Annotated in this window: 23 protein-coding genes; 10 read left to right on the top strand and 13 right to left on the bottom strand. The window is 60.3% G+C overall.

All coding sequences use genetic code 11. From position 1 onward, the window contains the following. Positions 1-5 precede the first annotated feature (5 nt). Positions 6-893, top strand: coding sequence for a heme o synthase (cyoE, locus tag B2J69_RS10840; RefSeq protein WP_081139304.1), 888 nt, complete (start codon positions 6-8; stop codon positions 891-893). Positions 894-1025: 132 nt separating this feature from the next. Next, positions 1026-2390, top strand: a complete 1365-nt coding sequence (locus tag B2J69_RS10835; RefSeq protein ID WP_081139303.1) for an MFS transporter — start codon at positions 1026-1028, stop codon at positions 2388-2390. Positions 2391-2449: 59 nt separating this feature from the next. Here the strand turns inward: B2J69_RS10835 and adhP are convergent, their stop codons facing one another. Next, positions 2450-3475 carry an alcohol dehydrogenase AdhP gene (gene adhP / locus B2J69_RS10830; RefSeq protein WP_081139302.1) on the bottom strand — a complete coding sequence of 342 codons (1026 nt, stop codon included), beginning with the start codon at positions 3473-3475 and terminating at the stop codon, positions 2450-2452. Between the two features lie 127 nt (positions 3476-3602). Then, positions 3603-4094 carry a YajQ family cyclic di-GMP-binding protein gene (locus B2J69_RS10825; RefSeq protein ID WP_081139301.1) on the bottom strand — a complete coding sequence of 164 codons (492 nt, stop codon included), beginning with the start codon at positions 4092-4094 and terminating at the stop codon, positions 3603-3605. Between the two features lie 134 nt (positions 4095-4228). On the opposite strand from B2J69_RS10825, the gene panE reads away from it, so the two are divergent. Further along, the gene (panE, locus tag B2J69_RS10820; protein ID WP_081139300.1) at positions 4229-5149 is read left to right on the top strand and encodes a 2-dehydropantoate 2-reductase; all 921 of its coding nucleotides are present in this window, start codon (positions 4229-4231) and stop codon (positions 5147-5149) included. Further along, positions 5103-5699: a protein deglycase YajL gene (gene yajL / locus B2J69_RS10815; protein ID WP_081139299.1), complete on the top strand. Its 597-nt coding sequence runs from the start codon at positions 5103-5105 to the stop codon at positions 5697-5699. The genes panE and yajL overlap by 47 nt, the downstream gene beginning before the upstream one ends. A gap of 54 nt (positions 5700-5753) precedes the next feature. Here the strand turns inward: yajL and thiI are convergent, their stop codons facing one another. Continuing rightward, entirely contained in the window at positions 5754-7202 is a 1449-nt protein-coding gene (gene thiI / locus B2J69_RS10810; protein WP_081139298.1) for a tRNA uracil 4-sulfurtransferase ThiI, read from the bottom strand. 231 nt (positions 7203-7433) lie between these two features. Between thiI and xseB the strand changes: the two genes are divergently transcribed. The 4 genes from xseB to B2J69_RS10790 are packed head-to-tail and all read left to right on the top strand — an operon-like array spanning position 7434 to position 11495. Beyond that, positions 7434-7676, top strand: coding sequence for an exodeoxyribonuclease VII small subunit (gene xseB, locus B2J69_RS10805; protein WP_081139297.1), 243 nt, complete (start codon positions 7434-7436; stop codon positions 7674-7676). Beyond that, positions 7676-8575, top strand: a complete 900-nt coding sequence (gene ispA / locus B2J69_RS10800) for a (2E,6E)-farnesyl diphosphate synthase (RefSeq protein ID WP_081139296.1) — start codon at positions 7676-7678, stop codon at positions 8573-8575. The genes xseB and ispA overlap by 1 nt, the downstream gene beginning before the upstream one ends. A 19-nt stretch (positions 8576-8594) precedes the next feature. After that, the gene (dxs, locus tag B2J69_RS10795) at positions 8595-10460 is read left to right on the top strand and encodes a 1-deoxy-D-xylulose-5-phosphate synthase (protein ID WP_081139295.1); all 1866 of its coding nucleotides are present in this window, start codon (positions 8595-8597) and stop codon (positions 10458-10460) included. Positions 10461-10520: 60 nt separating this feature from the next. Beyond that, positions 10521-11495: an aldo/keto reductase gene (locus tag B2J69_RS10790; RefSeq protein ID WP_081139294.1), complete on the top strand. Its 975-nt coding sequence runs from the start codon at positions 10521-10523 to the stop codon at positions 11493-11495. Between the two features lie 250 nt (positions 11496-11745). Here B2J69_RS10790 and pgpA read toward each other — a convergent pair whose 3' ends face one another. The 6 genes from pgpA to nrdR all read right to left on the bottom strand — a co-directional run bounded on the left by pgpA (position 11746) and on the right by nrdR (position 15827). Next, entirely contained in the window at positions 11746-12267 is a 522-nt protein-coding gene (gene pgpA / locus B2J69_RS10785) for a phosphatidylglycerophosphatase A (RefSeq protein ID WP_407944739.1), read from the bottom strand. Further along, positions 12245-13222 (bottom strand): thiamine-phosphate kinase, encoded by a 978-nt coding sequence (gene thiL / locus B2J69_RS10780; protein WP_081139292.1) that lies wholly within the window; start codon positions 13220-13222, stop codon positions 12245-12247. Before thiL ends, pgpA begins: the two co-directional genes overlap by 23 nt. A gap of 50 nt (positions 13223-13272) precedes the next feature. After that, on the bottom strand, positions 13273-13692 hold the full coding sequence (gene nusB / locus B2J69_RS10775; protein ID WP_081139291.1) for a transcription antitermination factor NusB: 420 nt from the start codon (positions 13690-13692) through the stop codon (positions 13273-13275). Positions 13693-13711: 19 nt separating this feature from the next. Next, positions 13712-14182: a 6,7-dimethyl-8-ribityllumazine synthase gene (ribH, locus tag B2J69_RS10770; protein ID WP_033752735.1), complete on the bottom strand. Its 471-nt coding sequence runs from the start codon at positions 14180-14182 to the stop codon at positions 13712-13714. 89 nt (positions 14183-14271) lie between these two features. Then, positions 14272-15375, bottom strand: coding sequence for a bifunctional diaminohydroxyphosphoribosylaminopyrimidine deaminase/5-amino-6-(5-phosphoribosylamino)uracil reductase RibD (gene ribD, locus B2J69_RS10765; protein ID WP_081139290.1), 1104 nt, complete (start codon positions 15373-15375; stop codon positions 14272-14274). A 2-nt stretch (positions 15376-15377) separates the two neighbouring features. After that, on the bottom strand, positions 15378-15827 hold the full coding sequence (gene nrdR / locus B2J69_RS10760) for a transcriptional regulator NrdR (RefSeq protein ID WP_033788790.1): 450 nt from the start codon (positions 15825-15827) through the stop codon (positions 15378-15380). A gap of 171 nt (positions 15828-15998) precedes the next feature. Here nrdR and lysM point away from each other — a divergent pair, with 171 nt between their 5' ends. Both lysM and B2J69_RS10750 read left to right on the top strand, forming a co-directional pair. After that, positions 15999-16436: a peptidoglycan-binding protein LysM gene (gene lysM / locus B2J69_RS10755; RefSeq protein ID WP_081139289.1), complete on the top strand. Its 438-nt coding sequence runs from the start codon at positions 15999-16001 to the stop codon at positions 16434-16436. A gap of 17 nt (positions 16437-16453) precedes the next feature. Beyond that, complete coding sequence (locus B2J69_RS10750) at positions 16454-17014, top strand: SadB/YajI family lipoprotein (RefSeq protein WP_081139288.1); 561 nt, start codon at positions 16454-16456, stop codon at positions 17012-17014. Between the two features lie 64 nt (positions 17015-17078). On the opposite strand, the gene secF is transcribed toward B2J69_RS10750, so the two are convergent. From secF to tgt, 4 genes are read right to left on the bottom strand one after another with little or no spacing between them, the layout of a single operon-like run. Then, a complete protein-coding gene (secF, locus tag B2J69_RS10745) occupies positions 17079-18047 on the bottom strand; it encodes a protein translocase subunit SecF (protein ID WP_081139287.1) in 969 nt (322 codons plus the stop codon). A gap of 10 nt (positions 18048-18057) precedes the next feature. Next, complete coding sequence (gene secD, locus B2J69_RS10740) at positions 18058-19905, bottom strand: protein translocase subunit SecD (RefSeq protein WP_081139286.1); 1848 nt, start codon at positions 19903-19905, stop codon at positions 18058-18060. 25 nt (positions 19906-19930) lie between these two features. Next, positions 19931-20263, bottom strand: coding sequence for a preprotein translocase subunit YajC (yajC, locus tag B2J69_RS10735; RefSeq protein ID WP_081139285.1), 333 nt, complete (start codon positions 20261-20263; stop codon positions 19931-19933). Between the two features lie 25 nt (positions 20264-20288). Beyond that, a complete protein-coding gene (gene tgt, locus B2J69_RS10730; RefSeq protein WP_081139284.1) occupies positions 20289-21413 on the bottom strand; it encodes a tRNA guanosine(34) transglycosylase Tgt in 1125 nt (374 codons plus the stop codon). Positions 21414-21460 lie beyond the last annotated feature (47 nt).

The raw sequence follows: 21460 nt of genomic DNA, 5'->3' as shown, positions 1-21460 counted from the left end.
GCGTAATGATTAAGCAATACCTGCAAGTAACCAAACCAGGAATTATTTTCGGGAATTTAATTTCTGTGATCGGCGGATTTTTGCTGGCCTCGAAAGGCAGCATCGATTACGCCCTGTTCCTCGCCTCGCTGATCGGCGTATCGCTGGTTGTCGCCTCAGGTTGTGTTTTTAACAACGTGATCGACCGCGATATCGACGTGAAGATGGAGAGAACCCGGAATCGAGTGCTGGTTAAAGGCCTCATCTCCGCGAAAGTAAGCCTGATTTATGCTACCGCGCTGGGTATTGCTGGCTTTGCGTTGCTCTACTTTGGCGCCAATCCGCTGGCCATGTGGCTGGCGGTCATGGGCTTCGTGGTTTACGTCGGTATTTACAGCCTGTACATGAAGCGTCACTCGGTTTACGGGACGCTGATTGGCAGCCTGTCAGGCGCCGCGCCGCCGGTGATTGGCTACTGCGCCGTCACCGGTCAGTTCGACGCCGGCGCGCTGATCCTGCTGGCGATCTTTAGCCTGTGGCAGATGCCGCACTCCTACGCGATTGCCATCTTCCGCTTCAAAGATTACCAGGCGGCCAACATCCCGGTTCTGCCGGTGGTGAAAGGCATCTCCGTGGCGAAGAATCATATTACGCTCTACATTCTGGCGTTTATGATCGCCACGCTGATGCTGACGCTGGGCGGCTACGCGGGCTATAAATATCTGGTCGTCGCGGCGGCGGTGAGCGTCTGGTGGCTGGGAATGGCGTTGTCAGGTTACAAAACCTCAAACGATCGCGTTTGGGCACGTAAGCTGTTCGTCTTCTCTATCGTCGCCATCACCGCGCTGAGCGTGATGATGTCGGTCGACTTCATGGCCCCGGCGTCGAAAGATCTGCTGACCTATGTGTGGTAAAACCGCACGGCAATAGCATGCTAAGGGCGCGATTTCGCGCCCTTTCTTTTTGTTACCACTTCTTAAACACTATTGTTTTACCCGCCCTCCCCTGCTCCCTAAAATAGATGCGGCAAACTTACAGAGGTTGGAATGAACGATAATAAAATGACGCCGGTGGAGCGACGCGCCACATGGGGTTTGGGTACGGTATTTTCCCTGCGAATGCTGGGCATGTTTATGGTCCTGCCGGTGTTAACCACCTACGGCATGGCGCTTCAGGGTGCAAGTGAAACGCTTATCGGCCTGGCGATCGGCATCTACGGTCTGGCGCAGGCGATTTTTCAAATCCCCTTTGGCCTGCTCTCCGATCGCATCGGGCGTAAGCCGCTGATTGTCGGCGGGCTGCTGCTGTTCGTTCTTGGCAGTATTATCGCCGCCACCACCAGCTCGATCTGGGGCATTATTCTGGGCCGCGCGCTACAGGGTTCCGGCGCCATCGCCGCCGCCGTCATGGCGCTGCTCTCTGATTTAACCCGTGAACAGAACCGCACCAAGGCGATGGCCTTTATTGGCATCAGCTTTGGCGTCACCTTCGCCATCGCAATGGTCATCGGCCCAATCGTTACCCATGCGCTTGGCCTGCACGCGCTGTTCTGGATGATCGCTATCCTCGCCTCGCTGGGCATCGTGATCACCCTGCTGGTGGTGCCCAATGCCCCTAACCACGTGCTGAATCGCGAATCGGGCATGGTGAAAGGCAGCTTCCGCAAGGTGCTCGGCAATTCACGCCTGATTAAACTCAACGTCGGTATTCTCTGCCTGCATATCCTGCTGATGTCCAGCTTCGTTGCCCTGCCCGGCCAGTTCGAGCAGGCGGGCCTGCCCGCCTCCGAGCACTGGAAAATCTATCTGGTAACGATGCTGATCGCCTTTGTCGGCGTGGTGCCCTTTATTATTTACGCCGAGGTGAAGCGCCGCATGAAGCGGGTCTTTGTCGCCTGCGTCGGGCTGATCGTGATCGCGGAGATTGTGCTGTGGGGCGCGGAAGGCCACTTCTGGACGCTGGTGATCGGCGTGCAGCTTTTCTTCTTCGCCTTTAACCTGATGGAGGCGATTCTGCCTTCGCTGGTGAGCAAAGAGTCGCCGGCGGGCTACAAAGGCACGGCGATGGGACTTTATTCCACCAGCCAGTTTATCGGCGTGGCGATTGGCGGCAGCCTCGGCGGCTGGGTGTTTGGTCATTTTGACGCGCAGACCGTGTTTCTGGTGGGCGCCATCGTCGCCGCGATCTGGCTGTTCGTCGCCATGACCATGCAGGAGCCGCCCTACGTCAGCAGCCTGCGCATCGTGCTGAGCGACAACGCGCTGGCGGTGCCGAATCTGGAACAGCGCCTGAAGGCGCAGCCGGGCGTCTCAGCCGTGCTGATCGTGCCGGAAGAGAAAAGCGCCTATATCAAGATCGACAGCAAGGTCACCAGCCGTCCCGAGCTGGAGGCGCTGCTCGCCAGCAGCTAAGCGCGTTCGTCGCATAAAAAACCCGGCCTGCGCCGGGTTTTTGCTTTTTACCTTGCCGCTCAGAGCGACATATCCACCACGATGCGCCCCTCGATTTTACCGGCGCGCATGCGGTTGAAAATGTCGTTGATATTGCTCAGCGGCTCTACGGCGACGCTGGCCTTGACCTTATGCTGGCCGGCAAAATCGAGCGCCTCCTGCAGATCTTTGCGCGTGCCGACAATTGAGCCGCGCACGGTGATGCCGTCCAGCACCATATCAAAGATAGAGAGATCGAATTTGCCGGGCGGCAGGCCGTTCAGCACCATGGTGCCGCCGCGCCGCAGCGTGCCGATCGCCTGTTCAAACGCCGTGGGCGAAACGGCGGTCACCAGCGCACCATGCGCGCCGCCGAAGGCGGTATGGCAGACCTGCGCCGGATCCGCCTTGCGGGCGTTAACCACCACGCTGGCGCCGAGACGCTGCGCGAACGCCAGTTTATCGTCGTCGATATCGACCGCCGCGACGTTGCGCCCCATCGCCACGGCATACTGGATCGCCAGATGCCCCAGCCCGCCGATGCCGGACACCACCACCCAGTCACCTGGTTTGGTATCGGTCATCTTCAGTCCCTTATAGACGGTGACGCCGGCGCAGAGGATCGGCGCGACCTCGGCGTATTCAAGGTTATCCGGCAGCAGGCCGACGTAATTCGCGTCCGCGAGGCAATATTCGGCAAAGCTGCCGTTAACCGAGTAGCCGGCGTTTTGCTGGCTCAGACAGAGGGTCTCCCAGCTCTCCAGGCAGTGTTCGCAGTGGCCGCACGCCGAGTAGAGCCAGGGAACGCCAACGCGATCGCCCAGGCGGAGATGGGTCACATTGGGCCCGAGCGCCACCACCTCGCCAACGCCTTCATGGCCGGGAATAAAAGGCGGCGTCGGTTTGACCGGCCAGTCTCCCTCCGCCGCGTGCAGATCGGTATGGCAAACGCCGGTGGCGGCGATTTTCACCAGGATCTGGCCTGGCCCGACCTGCGGCACCGGCACCTGCTCAATCTCCAGCGGCTGACCAAAGGCTTTCACTACGGCGGCTTTCATCGTTTTCATGATTCGTCTCTCCAGTAGACAGGCTTCTGAAGAAATGTGCGCGACTTTGCCGGGCGCCGTGTTGATATAGAGCAGGATTGGGTGAAAAGCGTGCGGCGCGCAGGACGCCGCACGTTAAAAGGGGGGATCAGTCGCGGAAGTTTTTAAACTGGAACGGCTGACCAAGGTTGCCGCCGCGCACCAGCGCCATCGCGCTCTGCAGATCGTCGCGCGACTTGCCGGTCACGCGCAGCGACTCGCCCTGAATCTGCGTCTGCACTTTGATCTTGCTCTCTTTGATCAGCTTGACGATTTTCTTCGCCACTTCTGTCTCAATGCCCTTTTTCATTTTGGCATCGACGCTCCAGCTCTTGCCGCTGTGCTCGATCTCTTCCGGGATATCCAGGGCAGCGCCCTCAATGCCGCGCTTGAGCATTTTCTCGCGCAGCATATCCACCAGCTGTTTCACCTGAAAATCAGATTCGCTGGTGACTTTGATGGTTTCATTCTTTTCGTTAAGCTCAAAACTGGCGCTTACGTTACGAAAATCGAAGCGGGTCGTTAATTCACGGTTGGCATTTTCGACCGCGTTGCGGACTTCCTGCATGTCGATTTCGGAAACGATATCGAAAGATGGCATCTCTTCTTCTCCTGACGCTAAAGTGACATGCATAATACGCGTCTTGCCGCACTAAACAAAATCAGGCTGCGCACAACGCTATACTTATCGCTGTGTAGTAAGAACAAACGACAACCCCGGATGCGGGAGGCAGTATGAAAATTACCGTGTTGGGTTGCGGCGCCATCGGCCAGATCTGGCTCGCCGCGCTTGCACGCCAGGGCCATGAGGTGCAGGGATGGCTGCGCGTGCCGCAGCCCTACTGTTCCGTTAACGTTATCGATTACCAGGGCAAGGTGAGCAACCACACCTTTATCGCCAACGATCCGCTGTTTCTGGCCGACAGCCAGCTGCTGCTGGTGACGCTCAAGGCGCCGCAGGTGTCGCCCGCGGTGCGCAACCTGCAGAGCGTGCTGTCGGACGATTGCCCAGTGCTGCTGCTGCACAACGGCATGGGCACGCTGGATGAGCTAAAAGGTCTCAGCCAGCCGCTGCTGCGCGGCATCACCACCCACGCGGCGATGCGTGACGGTACGGTGATCAAGCATGTTGCCAGCGGCATCACCCATATCGGGCCAGCCAATCGGAAAAGCGCCGCCTGGAGCGATCTCGCCGATATTCTGCACGCGGCGCTGCCGGACGTCGCCTGGCATGACAACATCGGCGCCGCCTGCTGGCGCAAGCTGGCGGTTAACTGCGTCATCAATCCGCTCACCGTCGAGCACGACTGCCAGAACGGCGCGCTGCGCGCCTGGCCGCAGCAGATCGATCTGCTCTGTCAGGAGCTGAGCTGGGTGATGGAGCGCGAAGGTCAGCACATTACCGCCGACAGCCTGCGAGACATTGTTTACAACGTGATTGAGACCACGGCGGCCAACACCTCGTCAATGCTGCAGGACGTGCGGGCGCAGCGCCTGACCGAAATCGACTACATTACCGGTTTTCTGCTGCGGCGCGCTCGCGCGCAGGGCATCGCGCTGCCGGAAAACACCCGGCTTTATGAGTTAGTTAAACGCAAGGAGTCCCATTATGACCGCGAACATGCCAGTACTGGTTTGCCTCGCGCATGGCAGTGAAGAGACCGAAGCGGTCACCACCATCGATCTGCTGGTGCGCGGCGGCCTGCAAGTGGTCACCGCCAGCGTCGAGAGCGACGGCACGCGTGAGATCCACTGTTCGCGCGGCGTGCGCCTTCTGGCTGACGCGCCGCTGGTGGAGGTGGCCGATAACGACTATGCGGCCATCGTGCTGCCGGGCGGGCTAACAGGCGCGCAGACCTTTCGCGACAGTCCGCTGCTGGTGGAAACCGTGCGCCAGTGCCATCTCTCCGGCCGCATCGTCGCGGCGATCTGCGCCGCGGCCGGCACCGTACTGGTGCCGCACGATCTCTTCCCGGTCGGCAATATGACCGGCTTTCCCGGCTTAAAAGAGACCATTCCGGCGGAGAAGTGGATGGAGCGGCGCGTGGTGTGGGATCCGCGCGTTAATCTGCTCACCAGCCAGGGGCCAGGCACGGCGATGGATTTCGCGCTCAAGCTGATCGATCTGCTGGCAGGCAAAGAGAAAGCGGCGGAAGTGGCGTCGCAGCTGGTGCTGGCGCCGGGGATCTACGATTACAGCGAATAGCGCGCAGCGCGCCGTCGGCAGCGCCCACAGGGGATTGCCGACGGCGCGCGCAGCTTACGGACGGTAAACCTTTACGTTTTTAAAGCCCTGCTCGTGCAGGTAGAGCGCCTGCAGTTTGCTCATCACGCCGCGATCGCAGTAGAGCAGCCAGGTTTTGCTCTGATCGAGATCGCCGAACTGGCTGCTGAGCTTGTAGAACGGCAGCGATTTCACCTCGGTGCCCTGCAGCGTCAGCGGCTTGTCTTCCTGCTCGTCGATGGCGCGAATATCGAGCACCACGTCGTCGCTGCCGAACGAGTCAACGGTTTCCACTTCCACCACCTCCTCTTCGGCCTGCTCGGCGATGTCGCGGATATCGACGTTGCTCGCCTCTTCCACCACGCGCTGCAGAATAGCGAAGTCGAAATGCTGCTCTTCCGCCTCGATCTTCGCCTTCACCGCTTTCACCGTCGGGCTTTTCGAGATCACGCCGCAATATTCCGGCATGGTGCTGGCGAAATCTTCGGTGCCGATTTCGCGCGCCACCTTGATGATGTGCTCTTTATCGTGCGAAATCAGCGGACGCAGGATCAGGGTGTCGGAGGCGTTGTCGATCAGGCGCAGGTTGGTCAGCGTCTGGCTGGAGACCTGGCCCAGCGCTTCGCCGGTTACCAGCGCCTGCACGCCGTAGCGCTCGGCGACCATTGACGCCGCGCGCACCATCATGCGCTTCAGCACCACGCCCATCTGGCCGTCATCCACTTTTTCCAGAATCTCGCCCACCACCGGCTCGAAGTTGATCGCCACAAAGCGCACGCGATGCGAGCGGCCGAAGCGGTTCCAGATATAGTGTGCCACCTGGCGCACGCCGATTTCATGCGCCGCGCCGCCGAGGTTAAAGAAGCAATAGTGCACGCGGCAGCCGCGGCGCAGCAGCATATAGCTGGAGACACCGGAGTCGAAGCCGCCGGAGATCAGCGACAGCACATCTTCCTGGGTGCCGATCGGGAAGCCGCCCAGCCCTTCGTAGCGGCCGGTGATCAGCATCAGGCGATCGTCGTCGATTTCGAGATGCACGGTGACGTCCGGCTTGTTGAGCTGCACCTTCGCGCTGGCGATATGCTGATTAAGCCCGCCGCCGACGTAGCGCTCTACGTCCTGCGAGCTAAACTCATGTTTACCGCGTCGTTTAACGCGCACGCAGAAGCTTTTGTTTTGCAGGCTGTCGCCGTAGAGCGCCAGCGTCTGCTCGAAGATGTCGTGCACGCTGGTATAGCTGCGGTCTTCCACCGACAGCACGTGATGAATACCGGGAATGCGCGTGAGTTCATCGACAATCACGCCGCGCAGCCCTTCGTCTTTGGAACGCACTTCAATGTGATCCCAGTGACGCACCACGGCGATATCTTCGCCAACGGTTTTCAGCACGTTGCGGATATTGCTGGTGAGAATTTTAATAAAGCGCAGTCGCACCGACTGACTTTTGATGGTGATTTCAGGAAATAACTTGATGATAAACTTCATGGCGACACGAATTCGTTGGGCAAATAAGTGCGAGCGAGCAGCACTTAGCTGGTAAAATCACAAATATTGCGGGCTAAAGGGCGCATCCGCATCCGAGGCGCGAGAGTATATCACCTTTGTCAGATGACTGCTTCTGCAACCGCAGTCACATTGATTATTTTGCTAATCAAACGCTCTCCGCTACCATGACCGATTACGAGATAAAGTCTTACACGTGAGTCGACACTGAATATGCCGAAAAAAGCCGAACAGCCTGCCAGTTTTGAAACCTCCTTACAGCAGCTGGAGCAGATCGTCAGCCGACTGGAGAGCGGCGAGCTGCCGCTGGAAGAGGCGCTGAATGAGTTTGAGCGCGGCGTCCAGCTGGCGCGCAACGGTCAACAAACCCTACAACAGGCGGAGCAGCGCGTGCGCATTCTGCTCAGCGACGATAAAGACGCCGATCTCAGCGCCTTCACGCCGGAAAACAGTTAATGGATTTTATTCACCTGCTGAGCGTTTACCCGGAACGCGTAAACGCGGCGCTGTCGCGCTTTTTAGCGCCGCTGCCCTTTCAGAGTTCTCCTCTGGTTAATGCCATGCGTTATGGGGCATTATTAGGCGGTAAACGCCTGCGTCCTTTTCTGGTCTACGCCACCGGCGAAATGCTGCGCGCCGACGCGGCGAGCCTTGACGCGCCCGCCGCCGCCGTTGAATGCATTCACGCCTACTCTCTGATCCATGACGACCTGCCCGCGATGGATGACGATGCGTTACGTCGCGGCCAGCCGACCTGTCATATTAAGTATGGCGAAGATACCGCAATCCTCGCGGGCGACGCGCTGCAAACCCTGGCGTTCTCTATTCTGGCCGACGAGCCGATGCCGGGCGTCAGCGACGCCTGTCGACTGGCGATGATCGCCGAGCTGGCGCGCGCCAGCGGCGTCGCCGGCATGTGCGGCGGTCAGGCGCTCGATCTGGCGGCGGAAGGCCAGCGCGTCGGGCTGACGCAGCTTGAGCAGATCCACCGCCATAAAACCGGGGCGCTGATCCGCGCCGCGGTGCGCCTTGGCGCGTTAGCGGCAGGCGAACGCGGACGCGCCGCGCTGCCCGCGCTGGACACCTATGCCGACGCTATCGGCCTCGCGTTTCAGGTACAGGACGATATTCTGGATGTGGTCGGCGACAGCGCGGTAACCGGTAAAAAACAGGGTGCCGATCAGGATCTCGACAAGAGCACCTATCCGTCGCTGCTGGGGCTGGAAAGCGCCCGCGCGAAAGCCAGAGAGCTTCACCAGCAGGCGCTGAGCGCGCTGGACATTCTTGCGGCGCAATCGTTAGACACCACAGCATTGCAGGCGCTGGCAAGCTTCATAATTGAACGCGACAAATAACTTCCATAATGAGTCTCTGATGAGTTTTGATATTGCAAAATACCCGACACTGGCGCAGGCCAGCACCGTTGAGGAGCTGCGCGCTCTGCCGAAAGAGTCGCTGCCGGCGCTGTGCGACGAACTGCGTCAATACCTGCTGGACAGCGTCAGCCGCTCCAGCGGCCATTTCGCCTCGGGTCTGGGCGTGGTCGAGCTGACCGTCGCACTGCATTACGTCTACAACACGCCGTTCGATCATCTGGTGTGGGATGTCGGTCATCAGGCCTATCCGCATAAAATCCTGACCGGCCGTCGCGACCGCATCGGCACCATCCGTCAGAAAAATGGCCTGCACCCCTTTCCCTGGCGCGGCGAGAGCGAATATGACGTGCTGAGCGTCGGCCACTCGTCGACGTCGATCAGCGCCGGTCTCGGCATGGCGGCGGCGGCGGAGCGCGAAGGGCTGGGCCGTCGCACCGCCTGCATTATTGGCGACGGCGCGATCACCGCCGGCATGGCGTTTGAGGCGATGAACCACGCGGGCGACATCAAGCCCGATATGCTGGTGATCCTTAACGACAACGAGATGTCGATCTCAGAGAACGTCGGCGCGCTGAATAATCGTCTGGCGCAGATCCTCTCCGGCAAGACCTATTCGCGCCTGCGCGAAGGCGGCAAGCGCGTGCTGGGCGGGCTGCCGCCGATCAAAGAGCTGGTGAAGCGCACCGAGGAGCATCTGAAAGGCATGGTGGTGCCGGGCACGCTGTTCGAGGAGCTGGGCTTTAACTATATCGGCCCGGTAGACGGCCATGACGTGCTGACGCTGGTCGCCACGCTGAACAACATGCGCAGCCTGAAAGGGCCACAGTTCCTGCATATCATGACCAAAAAGGGCAAAGGCTACGCGCCCGCCGAAGAGGATCCGATCACCTGGCACGCGGTGCCGAAGTTCGATCCCGCCAGCGGCGCGCTGCCCAAGAGCGCCGAAGGCCTGCCGAGCTACTCGAAAATTTTCGGCAACTGGCTGTGCGAGATGGCGCAGGATGACGCGAAGCTGATGGCGGTGACGCCGGCGATGCGCGAAGGTTCCGGCATGGTGGAGTTTTCGCGCCGCTATCCGTCGCAGTATTTCGACGTGGCGATCGCCGAGCAGCATGCGGTGACCTTCGCCGCCGGCATGGCGATCGGCGGCTATAAGCCGATCGTGGCGATCTACTCGACCTTTCTGCAGCGCGCCTACGATCAGCTGATCCACGACGTGGCGATCCAGAAGCTGCCGGTGCTGTTCGCTATCGATCGCGGCGGCATCGTCGGCGCCGACGGGCAGACGCATCAGGGCGCGTTCGATCTCGCCTTCCTGCGCTGCGTGCCAGAGATGGTGATCATGACGCCGAGCGACGAAAACGAATGTCGCCAGATGCTCTACACCGGCTATCACTATCAGGATGGGCCGAGCGCGGTGCGCTATCCGCGCGGCAACGCGGTCGGCGTCGAGCTGACGCCGCTGCAGAGCCTGCCGCTGGGCAAAGGCGTGGTGAAGCGCCAGGGCGAGAAGCTGGCGATCCTCAATTTCGGCACGCTGCTGCCGGCGGCGGCGGAAGCGGCGGAAGCGCTTAACGCCACGCTGGTGGATATGCGCTTCGTGAAGCCGCTCGACGAGGCGCTGATTGCCGAGCTGGCGCAGAGTCACGAATCGCTGGTGACGCTGGAAGAAGGCGCCATCAAAGGCGGCGCGGGCAGCGGCGTCAACGAGACGGTCATGGCGAAGCGCCTGCGCGTGCCGGTGCTCAATCTGGGCCTGCCGGATGAGTTTATCCCGCAGGGCACGCAGGATGAGGTGCGTCACGACTATCAGCTGGATGCGCAAGGCATTCAGCAGCAGATCCGCGACTGGCTCGCCGAGTAAATTCCCTGCCCCGCTCTCCTGCTATGCTTAACCGATTGTTAATGCATAGCAGGAGCTTTCATGAAAACCACGCAGTTAGGCAATACCGATCTTCAGGTTTCCCGTCTCTGTCTCGGCTGTATGACCTTTGGCGAACCGGACCGCGGCCGTCACGCCTGGACGCTGCCGGAAGCGAGCAGCCGCCCGCTGATCCAGCAGGCGCTCGACGCAGGCATTAACTTTTTCGATACCGCCAACAGCTACTCCGACGGCAGCAGCGAGGAGATTGTCGGCCGGGCGCTCAAGGCGTATGCGCGTCGTGATGAGATCGTGGTCGCCACTAAGGTTTACTTCCCGCTCAGCAATCTGTCGCAGGGGCTGTCGCGCAGCAATATCATGCAGTCGATCGACGACAGCCTGAAGCGTCTCGATATGGAGTATGTCGATCTGCTGCAGATCCACCGCTGGGATTACGAGACGCCGCTGGAGGAGACGCTGGAGGCGTTAAGCGACGTGGTGAAGGCGGGTAAAGCGCGCTATATCGGCGCCTCTTCCATGTACGCCTGGCAGTTCGCCAAAGCGCTCTATACCCAGCGTCAGCACGGCTGGGCACCCTTCGTCAGTATGCAAGATCAGTACAACCTGATTCAGCGCGAAGAGGAGCGCGAGATGCACCCGCTCTGTCAGGCGGAGAATGTCGCCGTGCTGCCGTGGAGTCCGCTGGCGCGCGGTCGTCTGACGCGTCCGTGGGGCGAAACCACCGCGCGCTCGGTGTCGGATGAGTTCGGCAAGACGCTCTACAGCGCGACGGAAGAGAACGATGCGGCCATCGCGCAGCGCGTCGAGGCGATCGCGGCGCAGAAAGGGGTGAGTCGCGCGCAGGTGGCGCTCGCCTGGCTGCTGCATAAGCCGGCCGTGACCGCGCCGATTATCGGCGCCTCGCGCGCCGAGCAGCTGGCGGATCTGGTAAAGGCGGTGGAGGTCGATCTGAGCGCCGAGGAGATTGCCGAGCTGGAGACGGTTTATCAGCCGCATCCAGTAGTGGGATTTGAATAAAGGTAGGCTAAAGGCTGCTGGAAAAGTGCCTGAGCGGGTAGCACGGACAGATCGCAAAGTCGCTCAAGGCCTCCCTGCGCGCTCGGCCCGCGCGAATACGCACCTCATCCCTGAGGTGCGCCCGTAAACGGGCCAACGCTTTGCGTTGTTCAAAAACGCTCCCGGCGTTTTTGTCCTTGCCGCGGGACGCTTTGCTCTTCTGTCCGTGCTACCCGCTCTAAGCGGCATTGTGCGGCTTAAAAAGCAGCCATTAGCTCAATGGGAAGGGAGGGGACAGCCACACGCCCGCGCCATAGAGCAGCGCCGCCGAAATCACGCCGGCGATAATATCGTCCACCATAATCCCCATGCCGCCGTGCACGTTGCGATCGAACCAGCGGATCGGCCAGGGTTTCCACATATCGAAAATGCGGAACACCACAAAACCGGCCAGCACCCACTGCCAGCTGTTGGTCGGGATCGCCATCAGCGTAATCCACATGCCGATAAACTCATCCCAGACGATGCTGCCGTGATCGTGCACGCCCATATCTTTGGCGGTGCGGTGGCAGATATAGACGCCGATGCTAATGCCCAATAGCACGATCAGCGAATAGAGATCCTGCGGCAGCCGCGCCATCAGCCACCAGAACGGGATCGCCGCCAGCGACCCCATAGTGCCCGGCACATAGGGGCTTAAGCCGCTGCCGAAGCCGGTGGCGAGCAGATGCCAGGGATTGCTCAGCCGCAGGCGACCCTTCGCCACATCCTTATTTCGCGTCAAAATGATCAAATCCTTTGTGGCTGAAGGTAACCGGTTTGTTGTGATCCAGCAGCGTCAGCCCTTCCGCTTCCGGCATCAGCTGCCCGATACAGGTAAAGGGCACGCCGAGATGACCCAGCGCGACGTCGAGCGCGCCGCGATTCATCTCCGGCACGGTAAAGCAGAGTTCGTAATCCTCGCCGCCGCTCAGCGCCCAGCGCAGCACCTGCTCAGGCTCGAAATGGTCGCGCAGCGCCGACGATAGCGGCAACGCCTCCAGATTGAGCCGCGCGCCGCAGCCGCTGGCCTTGAGAATATGGCCGAGATCGGAAATCAGCCCGTCGGAGAGGTCGATGGCCGCCGAGGCGAGCGAGCGCAGCGCCTGCCCCTGCAAAATGCGCGGCATCGGGCGCAGATGACGCTTGATCAGCACCTCATGCACCGCCGGATCGTCGATGCGGCGATGATGCTGCAGCAGCGCCAGCCCCGCCGCGCTGTCGCCCAGCGTGCCGGTGACGTAGATCCAGTCGCCCGGCTTCGCGCCTGAACGTTTCAGCGCGCGTCCCTGCGGCACCAGGCCGTGAATGCCCAGCGTCAGGCTCAGCGGGCCGCGCGTGGTATCACCGCCCACCAGCTGCATATCGTAATACTCCAGCAGCTCGAACAGGCTTTCGCTGAAGGCTTTCAGCCAGGCTTCGTCAACTTCCGGCAGGGTCAGCGCCAGCGTCAGCCACGCCGGATCGGCGCCCATGGCCGCCAGGTCGCTGAGGTTAACCGCCAGCGCTTTATAGCCAAGATCGGCAGGATGGATATCGCGTAAAAAGTGGACGCCCGCCACCAGCGTATCGGTGCTGATCGCCAGCGTCTGTTTCTCCGGCACGCTCATCAGCGCGCAGTCGTCGCCGATGCCGGTCTCGACGTCACGGCGGCTGCGGGTTCTGCGATTGAAATAGCGTGCGATGAGTTCGAATTCGCCACAGGACATGGTTGCGTTCCGCTTACTGATGAAAAAAGGCCAGCAAGCTGGCCTTTTCTTTATTTGCGATTGGGTCTGATTTGTGGAGCGGCTTTGTCCAGCACGCCGTTGACAAACTTATGGCTGTCTTCGGCGCCAAACACTTTCGCCAGCTCGATGCCTTCGTTGATGGCCACTTTATAGGGCACGTCAGCGCGCTTGCTCAGTTCAAACAGCGAAATACGCAGGATTGCTTTTTCAACCTGGCCCAGCTCTTCCAGCTGACGCGACAGGTAAGGTTTCATCAGCCCATCCAGATACGCGCTGTTGGTCGCCACACCGGACAGCAGTTCGCGGAAATAGGTAATGTCGACGTCTTTGACGTCTTGTTCCGCCAGAAACTGGTATTCCACATCGGCAATGTCATTCTTAGACAACTGCCAGGAGTAGAGCGCCTGGACGGCGCACTCGCGGGCGCGGCGACGAGCAGCAGGTTTCACAAAATTCCCCTTACAAAAATCAGGCTTTGATGGCTTTCAATACGTTAATCATTTCGAGTGCGGTCAGGGCCGCTTCGGCGCCTTTGTTACCCGCTTTGGTACCGGCACGCTCAATAGCCTGCTCGATATTTTCCGTGGTCAGCACGCCGAACGTTACCGGGATTTCGCTGGTCATCGCGACGTTGGCGATGCCGGAGCTGGCTTCGCCGGCGACATATTCAAAGTGAGCGGTGCCGCCGCGGATCACGGTGCCGAGCGCCACGATGGCGTCGTGCTTGCCGCTGTTCGCCAGCGCGCGGGCTGCCAGCGGCAGTTCGTACGCGCCTGGCACCCAGACGACGGTGATGTTTTCATCTTTCACCTGACCGATACGTTTCAGGGCATCGATCGCGCCGTGCAGCAGGCTGTCGTTGATGAAGTTGTTAAAACGCGCAATAACGATGGCGACATTGGCCTCAGGCGTGGCAACAGCAGCTTCGATAACTTTCATACTTATCCTTTCAGGGTTTTGTTATGGCCCCGCAGGGGGGCGGATTCTATCACACTCTTTGGCGGCGTGCTCTCGCTTTTCCGCCGCGCTCAGCGCGGCGTCAGCGTCAGGCGCAGATCGGGGCCGACCTGGCGCACGTCGCGAAATGAAAAGGCTGGCGCATCAGCCAGTTGTTGCAGGCCAGGGAGCTGGCACAGTCCGCGCGCGGCGTCGCCCAGCAGCGTCGGCGCCAGATAGAGGATCAGCTCGTCTACCACGCCCGCCTGCAGCAGCGCGCCGGCCAGCGACGCGCCCGCCTCCACCCACAGGCTGTTCACCTGCTTTTTACCCAGCAGCATCATCAGCGCCACCAGGTCCAGCTGCTCGCCGCGCAGCGGCACGCCGATCTGCGTCACGCTCGCCGGCCAGGGCTGCTCATCCGGCGCGGCGCGCATCAGCCAGCTTTCGCCCGGCTGGGAAATGAGTTTGTGCTGCGGCGTGACGCGATTGCGGCTGTCGACGATGACGCGCAGCGGCTGACGCAGCGTCGCTTCGTCGAGCAGCGATTGCGTCTCCGCGTCCAGCTCGGACCAGCGCACCGTCAGCGACGGATCGTCCGCCAGCACGGTGGCGCTGCTGCTGAGGATCGCGGCGCTCTGCGCCCGCAGCCGCTGCACATCGCGGCGCGCGGCGGCTGAGGTGATCCACTGGCTCTCGCCGCTGGCCATCGCGGTGCGGCCATCCAGCGAGGCGCCGAGCTTGAGCTGAACCCAGGGGAAACCGGTGCGCATCCGCTTCAGGAAGCCGCGATTCAGCGCCTCCGCTTCCGCCATCATCAGGCCATGGCTCACCGCAACGCCCGCCTGCTGCAGCCGATATAGGCCGCGGCCAGCGACCTGCGGGTTGGGATCCTGCATCGCCGCGACGACGCGGCTGACGCCGGCGGCGATCAGCGCGTCGCAGCACGGCGGCGTGCGGCCGTGGTGGCTGCAGGGCTCGAGCGTGACGTAAGCGGTGGCGCCGCGCGCCTTCTCGCCCGCCATTCGCAGCGCGTGCACCTCGGCGTGCGGCTCGCCCGCGCGCTGATGCCAGCCCTCTCCCACCACTTCGCCGTCGCGCACGATAACGCAGCCGACGTTAGGATTCGGCATGGTGGTAAAACGGCCGCGCCGCGCCAGCTCCAGCGCGCGCGCCATATAGCGTTCATCGGTCATGGTTAATCCTGTAACCTGGCAATCTCGGCGCCGAAATCGCGGATATCTTCAAAGCTGCGGTAGACCGAGGCGAAGCGAATATAGGCGACCTTGTCGAGCTTTTTCAGCTCGTCCATCACCAGATTGCCGATCAGCTTGCTGGGGATCTCGCGCTCGCCGGTGGCGCGCAGCTGCGTTTTGATATGGTTTACCGCGCTTTCGACCGCATCGGCGCTGACCGGGCGCTTCTCCAGCGCCTTCATCATGCCGCTGCTCAGCTTGTCTTCGTTAAAGGGTTCGCGCACGTCATTGCTTTTCACTACCCGCGGCATCACCAGCTCCGCCACTTCAAAGGTGGTGAAGCGCTCATGGCACACCAGACACTGACGGCGGCGGCGCACGGACGAGCCTTCACTAACCAGACGAGAATCAATGACTTTAGTGTCCACAGCAGAGCAAAATGGGCAGTGCATGACGTTTCCTGACGCTAACTAAATGAGCCATACAGTGTAGCGCGAATGCGTTTTCAACAAAATGTATAAGCGTGCCTTTTGGCTTGCGGCAGGAGAGGACGCGAGAAAATGTCTATGCTTACTGTTGTCGTCAGAAAGGCGACGTACACCCTAACCATCTGGAGGATATCTATGGGTTTGTTCAACTTTGTGAAAGAGGCAGGCGAAAAACTGTGGGACGCGGTGTCCGGCCACGACGATGCCAGCAAAAAGCTGAAGGATCATATCGACAAGCTCGGGCTGCCAGATAGCGACAAAGTCAACGTCGCGGTTAACGGCGACACCGTCACGGTAAGCGGCGACGGGATTTCTCAGGAGCTGAAAGAGAAAATTTTGGTGGCGGCCGGTAACGTCGCGGGCATCACCAAAGTCGATGACCAGGTTAAAACCGCCGACAACGCACCGGAAGCGGAGTTCTATACGGTGAAGAAAGGCGACACCCTGAGCGCCATCTCGAAAAGCGTGTACGGCAACCCCAACGAGTACAACAAGATTTTCGAAGCCAATAAACCCATGCTGACGCACCCTGATAAAATCTATCCAGGCCAGGTATTACGTATTCCTAAATAACGTACAAGGAAGGCTTTATGATCAGGATGGTTTGGGCGCCGCTGGCGTGCGCGATGGCGCTGTTGAGCGGCTGTAGCTCGACGCCCAGCAGCCCGAAAGTGACTCAGCTGCATCAGGAAGTGAGCCAGCTGAATCAGCAGATGCGTCACCTGACCAGTCAGGCGGGCGCCATCGAAATCCAGGGGCAGCTCAACAGCCACTCGACGCAGGGCGCCTGGCTGGTGCCGCAGGCCAACACGCCGGTCGAACTGCAAACTCAGCTTGGCACACTGCGGCTGTCGCTGACGCGCCCGACGGCGGAAGCGAACGGCGCGCGCGCCACGCTCACCTTCAGCGCGACCGGCAGCCAGCCGGTGCCGGCGCTGCAGGCGCGCGTGGTCTGGGGCGAGCGGGATCCCGCCACCGGCAAACCGCTGGAAGCGAGCAGCCTGAGCCAGACCATCGAGGTGCCGGCCGCCCTGCTGCCGCGCGCCTCGGTGAGCGTGCCGCTGCGTCTGAGCGGCTTCGCGCCGTCGCAGATCGGCTTCGTGCGCGTGCATGACGTGGTGGGCGACGCGCCCGCCGCGCCGCCGCAGTAAGCCACGCGCCCAAACAAAAGGGGCTGCCAGATGGCAGCCCCTTTTTTATTATCGCGCGTGCGCGTTACGGCAGGATAGAGGGCTGATCCGCGCCCTCTTTCTCGACCTTCTGCACCAGCATATGCTCGCGCTTCATGCCCAGCTTCAGCGCCAGCGCGGAAGAGACATAAATCGACGAGATGGTGCCGATGGTGACGCCGATCAGCATCGTCAGCGAGAAGCCTTTCAGCAGCGCGCCACCGAAGATAAACAGGATCAGGATCATCGCCAGCGTGGTCAGTGAGGTGATCAGGGTACGGCTCAGCGTCTGGGTCAGCGACACGTTGGTGATATCGTAAGAGGAGCCGCGGCGGATCTTGCGGAAGTTCTCACGAATACGGTCGGAAACCACGATTTTATCGTTGAGCGAGTAGCCGATCACCGACATCAGCGAGGCGACGATGGTCAGATCGATCTCGATGCGCGCCAGCGACAAAATGCCGCAGGTGATGATCACGTCGTGCGCCAGTGCCAGCACGGTGCCGAGCGCCAGACGCCATTCAAAGCGAATGCCGATATAGATCAGGATCGCAATCAGCGCCGCCAGCAGCGCCATCGCACCCGCCTGCGCCAGGTCGTTGCCCACGCTCGGGCCCACGAACTCAATGCGCTTCACGGTCGCGTTCTGCTGCGTGGTCTGATTGATGATGGTGATGATCTTGTTGCCCAGCTCCTGGCCCGCCGGACCATCCAGCGGCGCCATGCGCACCATCACGTCGCGGCTGCTGCCGAAGTTCTGCACGATAGGATCGGCATAGCCCGCTTTTTCCAGCCCGTCACGCAGCGTATCCAGCTCGGCCGGTTTCTCCAGCGCGATCTCGATCACCGTACCACCGGTAAAATCGAGACCCCAGTTGAAACCTCGCACCGAGATCATGGCGATGGACGCCACGATCAGCAGGCCCGAGATGATAAACGCCAGCGTGTCCCAGCGCATAAAGTCGACGACTTTACGCCCGTGGTTCAGCTGTTCAATATTGTATTCCTGTGCCACAACGCACTCCTCAGATAGACAGCTTGTTGATGCGTTTGCCGCCGTACACCAGGTTCACGATGGCGCGCGTTCCAACGATCGCGGTAAACATCGAGGTGGCGATACCGATCGCGGTGGTGATCGCAAAGCCTTTAATTGAACCGGTACCAACCGCATACAGGATGATGACCTTGATCAGCGTGGTGACGTTCGCATCGACGATACTGGAGAAGGCGCCTTTGTAGCCTTCATGGATCGCCTGCTGAACGGAACGGCCGTTTCTCAGCTCTTCCTTGATACGCTCGTTGATCAGTACGTTCGCATCCACCGCCACCGCCAGCGTCAGCACGATACCGGCGATGCCCGGCATGGTGAGCGTGGCGCCCGGCAGCAGCGACATAATGCCGACAATCAGCACCAGGTTGCAGAGCAGCGCGCTGGTAGCGATCAGGCCGAACTTTTTATAGAACACCACCATAAACAGAATCGAGGCGATCAGACCCCACAGGCAGGCTTCAAGCCCCTGGGTGATATTCTGCGCGCCCATGGTCGGGCCAATGGTGCGCTCTTCCACGATCTGAATCGGCGCAATCAGCGCGCCCGCACGCAGCAGCAGCGAAAGCTGACGCGCTTCGTTCGGGTTGTTGATGCCGGTGATGCGGAAGCTGTTGCCGAGGCGAGACTGGATATTGGCGACGTTAATCACCTCTTCCTGTTTCACCAGCACCGCGCGGCCGTTGGCGTCTTTCTTACCGCTGTCTTTATACTCCACGAACAGGGTCGCCATCGGCTTGCCGATATTGTCCTTGGTGAAGTTCGACATGATATTGCCGCCCGCGCCGTCCAGGGAGATATTGACCTGCGGCTGGTTGTACTCGTCCATGCTCGAGGTCGAGTCGGTGATATGGTCACCGGTCAGGATCACGCGCTTGTAGAGCACAACAGGCTGACCTTCGCGCGTCTGCTTCACTTCCGAGTCGCCCGGCACACGGCCGTTGGCGGCAGCGGTCGGATCGGCAGTGGTATTCACCAGACGGAACTCCAGCGTCGCGGTAGCGCCGAGGATCTCTTTGGCGCGCGCGGTGTCCTGAATGCCCGGCAGTTCAACCACGATGCGGTCAGTGCCCTGACGCTGCACCAGCGGTTCGGCAACGCCGAGCTGGTTAACGCGGTTACGCAGGATGGTGATGTTCTGCTGAACGGCGTATTCGCGCGCTTCGCTGAGACGCGCGTCGCTCATCACCGCACGCAGGCCGTCGCTGCCGCTAGAGGAGATCACCATGTCGCGATGGCGGCCAGAGAGCCAGCTAATCGCCGCGTCGCGGCTGCTGCCGTCGCGGAAACGGATTTCCACGCCGTAGTTGGCGATTTTATTGACGTTGGTATAGGGGATATTCTTTTCGCGCAGGTCGCTGCGCAGGCTGTCGGCATTCTGCTCCTGCAGCTTGCCCAGCGCGGTGTCCATATCCACTTCCATCAGGAAGTGCACGCCACCGCGCAGATCCAGACCGAGCTTCATCGGCTCAGCCGCCAGCATACTCAGCCAGCGCGGCGTTGCCGGCGCGAGGTTGAGCGCGACGACGTAGTTCTCGCCAAGCTTATTCACAATCGCTTCACGGGCGCGCAGCTGCACATCCGTATTGGCGAAGCGCGCCAGAATGGCGCCGTTTTCCAGCGCGAGGGATTTGCTCTGGATATTCTCTTGTTTTAACAGGTTCTGAATTTGATCCAACGTTTGCTCACTGGCGGCGCCGCCGCGCGCGCCAGTGATCTGAACGGCCGGATCCTCACCATACAGGTTGGGAAGCGCATAGAGCAGGCCGACGAGAATCACGACGACCAGCATCACGTACTTCCACAAAGGATAACGATTTAACACGGCAGTTCCCTTAGGGAAGTAAATATTAGAGCGCCTTCATCGTACCTTTCGGCAGGACGGCAGCCACGAAATCACGTTTGATAACCACTTCGTTGGTTTCATTCAGGGCGATAGAGACATAGCCCGTCTCGGAAACTTTAGTGACGCGGCCTACCAGGCCACCGCTGGTCAGCACTTCGTCGCCTTTAGAGATAGACTCCATCAGCTTTTTGTGCTCTTTCGCACGCTTCTGCTGCGGACGCAGGATCATGAAGTAAAAAATCAGGCCAAACACCACCAGCATGATCACCAGAGAATACGGACTTCCCTGCGACGGTGCACCTGCGGCAGCCACGGCGTCAGAAATGAAAAAGCTCATTTAATTTCCCTCATTGATAGAATTATCAGACGTTTAACGGCGGAACCGCTTTGCCCGTCCGTTGGTAGAACTCGCTAACAAAGCGCTCCAATTTACCCTCTTCGATAGCCTGGCGTAAACCTGCCATCAGGCGCTGGTAGTAGCGCAGGTTATGAATGGTATTCAGGCGCGCGCCGAGTATTTCGTTACAGCGATCAAGATGATGCAAGTAGGCGCGGCTGTAATTGCGACAGGTGTAGCAATCACACTCCGCATCCAGCGGCGAGGTGTCGTCTTTGTGCTTCGCGTTGCGGATTTTCACCACGCCGTCGGTCACAAACAGGTGGCCGTTGCGCGCGTTGCGCGTCGGCATCACGCAGTCAAACATATCCACGCCGCGACGTACGCCTTCCACCAGATCTTCCGGCTTGCCGACGCCCATCAAATAACGCGGTTTATCCTGCGGGATCTGCGGACAAACGTGCTCGAGGATGCGGTGCATATCCTCTTTCGGCTCGCCGACCGCCAGGCCGCCCACAGCGTACCCATCAAAGCCAATCTCTACCAGACCTTTGACTGAGACATCACGTAAATCTTCGTAAACAGAGCCCTGGATAATGCCGAACAGCGCGTTCTTGTTGCCCAGGCTGTCGAAGCGATCGCGGCTGCGTTGCGCCCAGCGCAGCGACATCTCCATCGAGCGCTTCGCGTAGTCCCAGTCCGCCGGGTATGGCGTGCACTCGTCGAAGATCATTACGATGTCCGATCCCAGATCGAACTGGATCTCCATCGACTTTTCGGGATCGAGGAAGATCGGATCGCCGTTGATCGGGTTGCGGAAGTGCACGCCCGCTTCGGTGATCTTGCGAATATCGCCGAGGCTGAACACCTGGAAGCCACCGGAGTCGGTCAGAATCGGCCCTTTCCACTGCATAAAGTCATGCAGGTCGCCGTGCAGCTTCATGATCTCCTGGCCAGGACGCAGCCAGAGATGGAAGGTGTTGCCGAGGATAATCTGCGCGCCGGTCTCCTGCACCTCTTCCGGCGTCATGCCTTTTACCGTGCCGTAGGTGCCCACAGGCATAAACGCCGGGGTTTCCACCACGCCGCGATCGAAAATCAGACGGCCACGGCGCGCGCGCCCGTCGGTTGTGTCGAGTTCAAACTTCACAAAGCCTCCATCAGAGAAACAGTCTGATGCGATGGTTAAACAAGCAG

Source organism: Pantoea latae, from assembly GCF_002077695.1.
Taxonomy (GTDB): domain Bacteria; phylum Pseudomonadota; class Gammaproteobacteria; order Enterobacterales; family Enterobacteriaceae; genus Pantoea; species Pantoea latae.
Note: the sequence above shows the minus strand (reverse complement) of the source record. Positions and strands in the feature narration are given on the sequence as shown.

Excerpts from the sequence above, each read along its gene's own strand:
- dxs (WP_081139295.1), top strand. The coding sequence starts at position 8,595 with ATGAGTTTTGATATTGCAAAATACCCGACACTGGCGCAGGCCAGCACC.
- cyoE (WP_081139304.1), top strand. The coding sequence starts at position 6 with ATGATTAAGCAATACCTGCAAGTAACCAAACCAGGAATTATTTTCGGG.
- thiL (WP_081139292.1), bottom strand. The coding sequence starts at position 13,222 with ATGTCCTGTGGCGAATTCGAACTCATCGCACGCTATTTCAATCGCAGA.
- panE (WP_081139300.1), top strand. The coding sequence starts at position 4,229 with ATGAAAATTACCGTGTTGGGTTGCGGCGCCATCGGCCAGATCTGGCTC.
- B2J69_RS10825 (WP_081139301.1), bottom strand. The coding sequence starts at position 4,094 with ATGCCATCTTTCGATATCGTTTCCGAAATCGACATGCAGGAAGTCCGC.
- ribD (WP_081139290.1), bottom strand. The coding sequence starts at position 15,375 with ATGACCGATGAACGCTATATGGCGCGCGCGCTGGAGCTGGCGCGGCGC.
- xseB (WP_081139297.1), top strand. The coding sequence starts at position 7,434 with ATGCCGAAAAAAGCCGAACAGCCTGCCAGTTTTGAAACCTCCTTACAG.
- thiI (WP_081139298.1), bottom strand. The coding sequence starts at position 7,202 with ATGAAGTTTATCATCAAGTTATTTCCTGAAATCACCATCAAAAGTCAG.
- yajL (WP_081139299.1), top strand. The coding sequence starts at position 5,103 with ATGACCGCGAACATGCCAGTACTGGTTTGCCTCGCGCATGGCAGTGAA.
- lysM (WP_081139289.1), top strand. The coding sequence starts at position 15,999 with ATGGGTTTGTTCAACTTTGTGAAAGAGGCAGGCGAAAAACTGTGGGAC.
- adhP (WP_081139302.1), bottom strand. The coding sequence starts at position 3,475 with ATGAAAACGATGAAAGCCGCCGTAGTGAAAGCCTTTGGTCAGCCGCTG.
- B2J69_RS10835 (WP_081139303.1), top strand. The coding sequence starts at position 1,026 with ATGAACGATAATAAAATGACGCCGGTGGAGCGACGCGCCACATGGGGT.
- B2J69_RS10790 (WP_081139294.1), top strand. The coding sequence starts at position 10,521 with ATGAAAACCACGCAGTTAGGCAATACCGATCTTCAGGTTTCCCGTCTC.
- yajC (WP_081139285.1), bottom strand. The coding sequence starts at position 20,263 with ATGAGCTTTTTCATTTCTGACGCCGTGGCTGCCGCAGGTGCACCGTCG.
- ispA (WP_081139296.1), top strand. The coding sequence starts at position 7,676 with ATGGATTTTATTCACCTGCTGAGCGTTTACCCGGAACGCGTAAACGCG.
- ribH (WP_033752735.1), bottom strand. The coding sequence starts at position 14,182 with ATGAAAGTTATCGAAGCTGCTGTTGCCACGCCTGAGGCCAATGTCGCC.
- nrdR (WP_033788790.1), bottom strand. The coding sequence starts at position 15,827 with ATGCACTGCCCATTTTGCTCTGCTGTGGACACTAAAGTCATTGATTCT.
- B2J69_RS10750 (WP_081139288.1), top strand. The coding sequence starts at position 16,454 with ATGATCAGGATGGTTTGGGCGCCGCTGGCGTGCGCGATGGCGCTGTTG.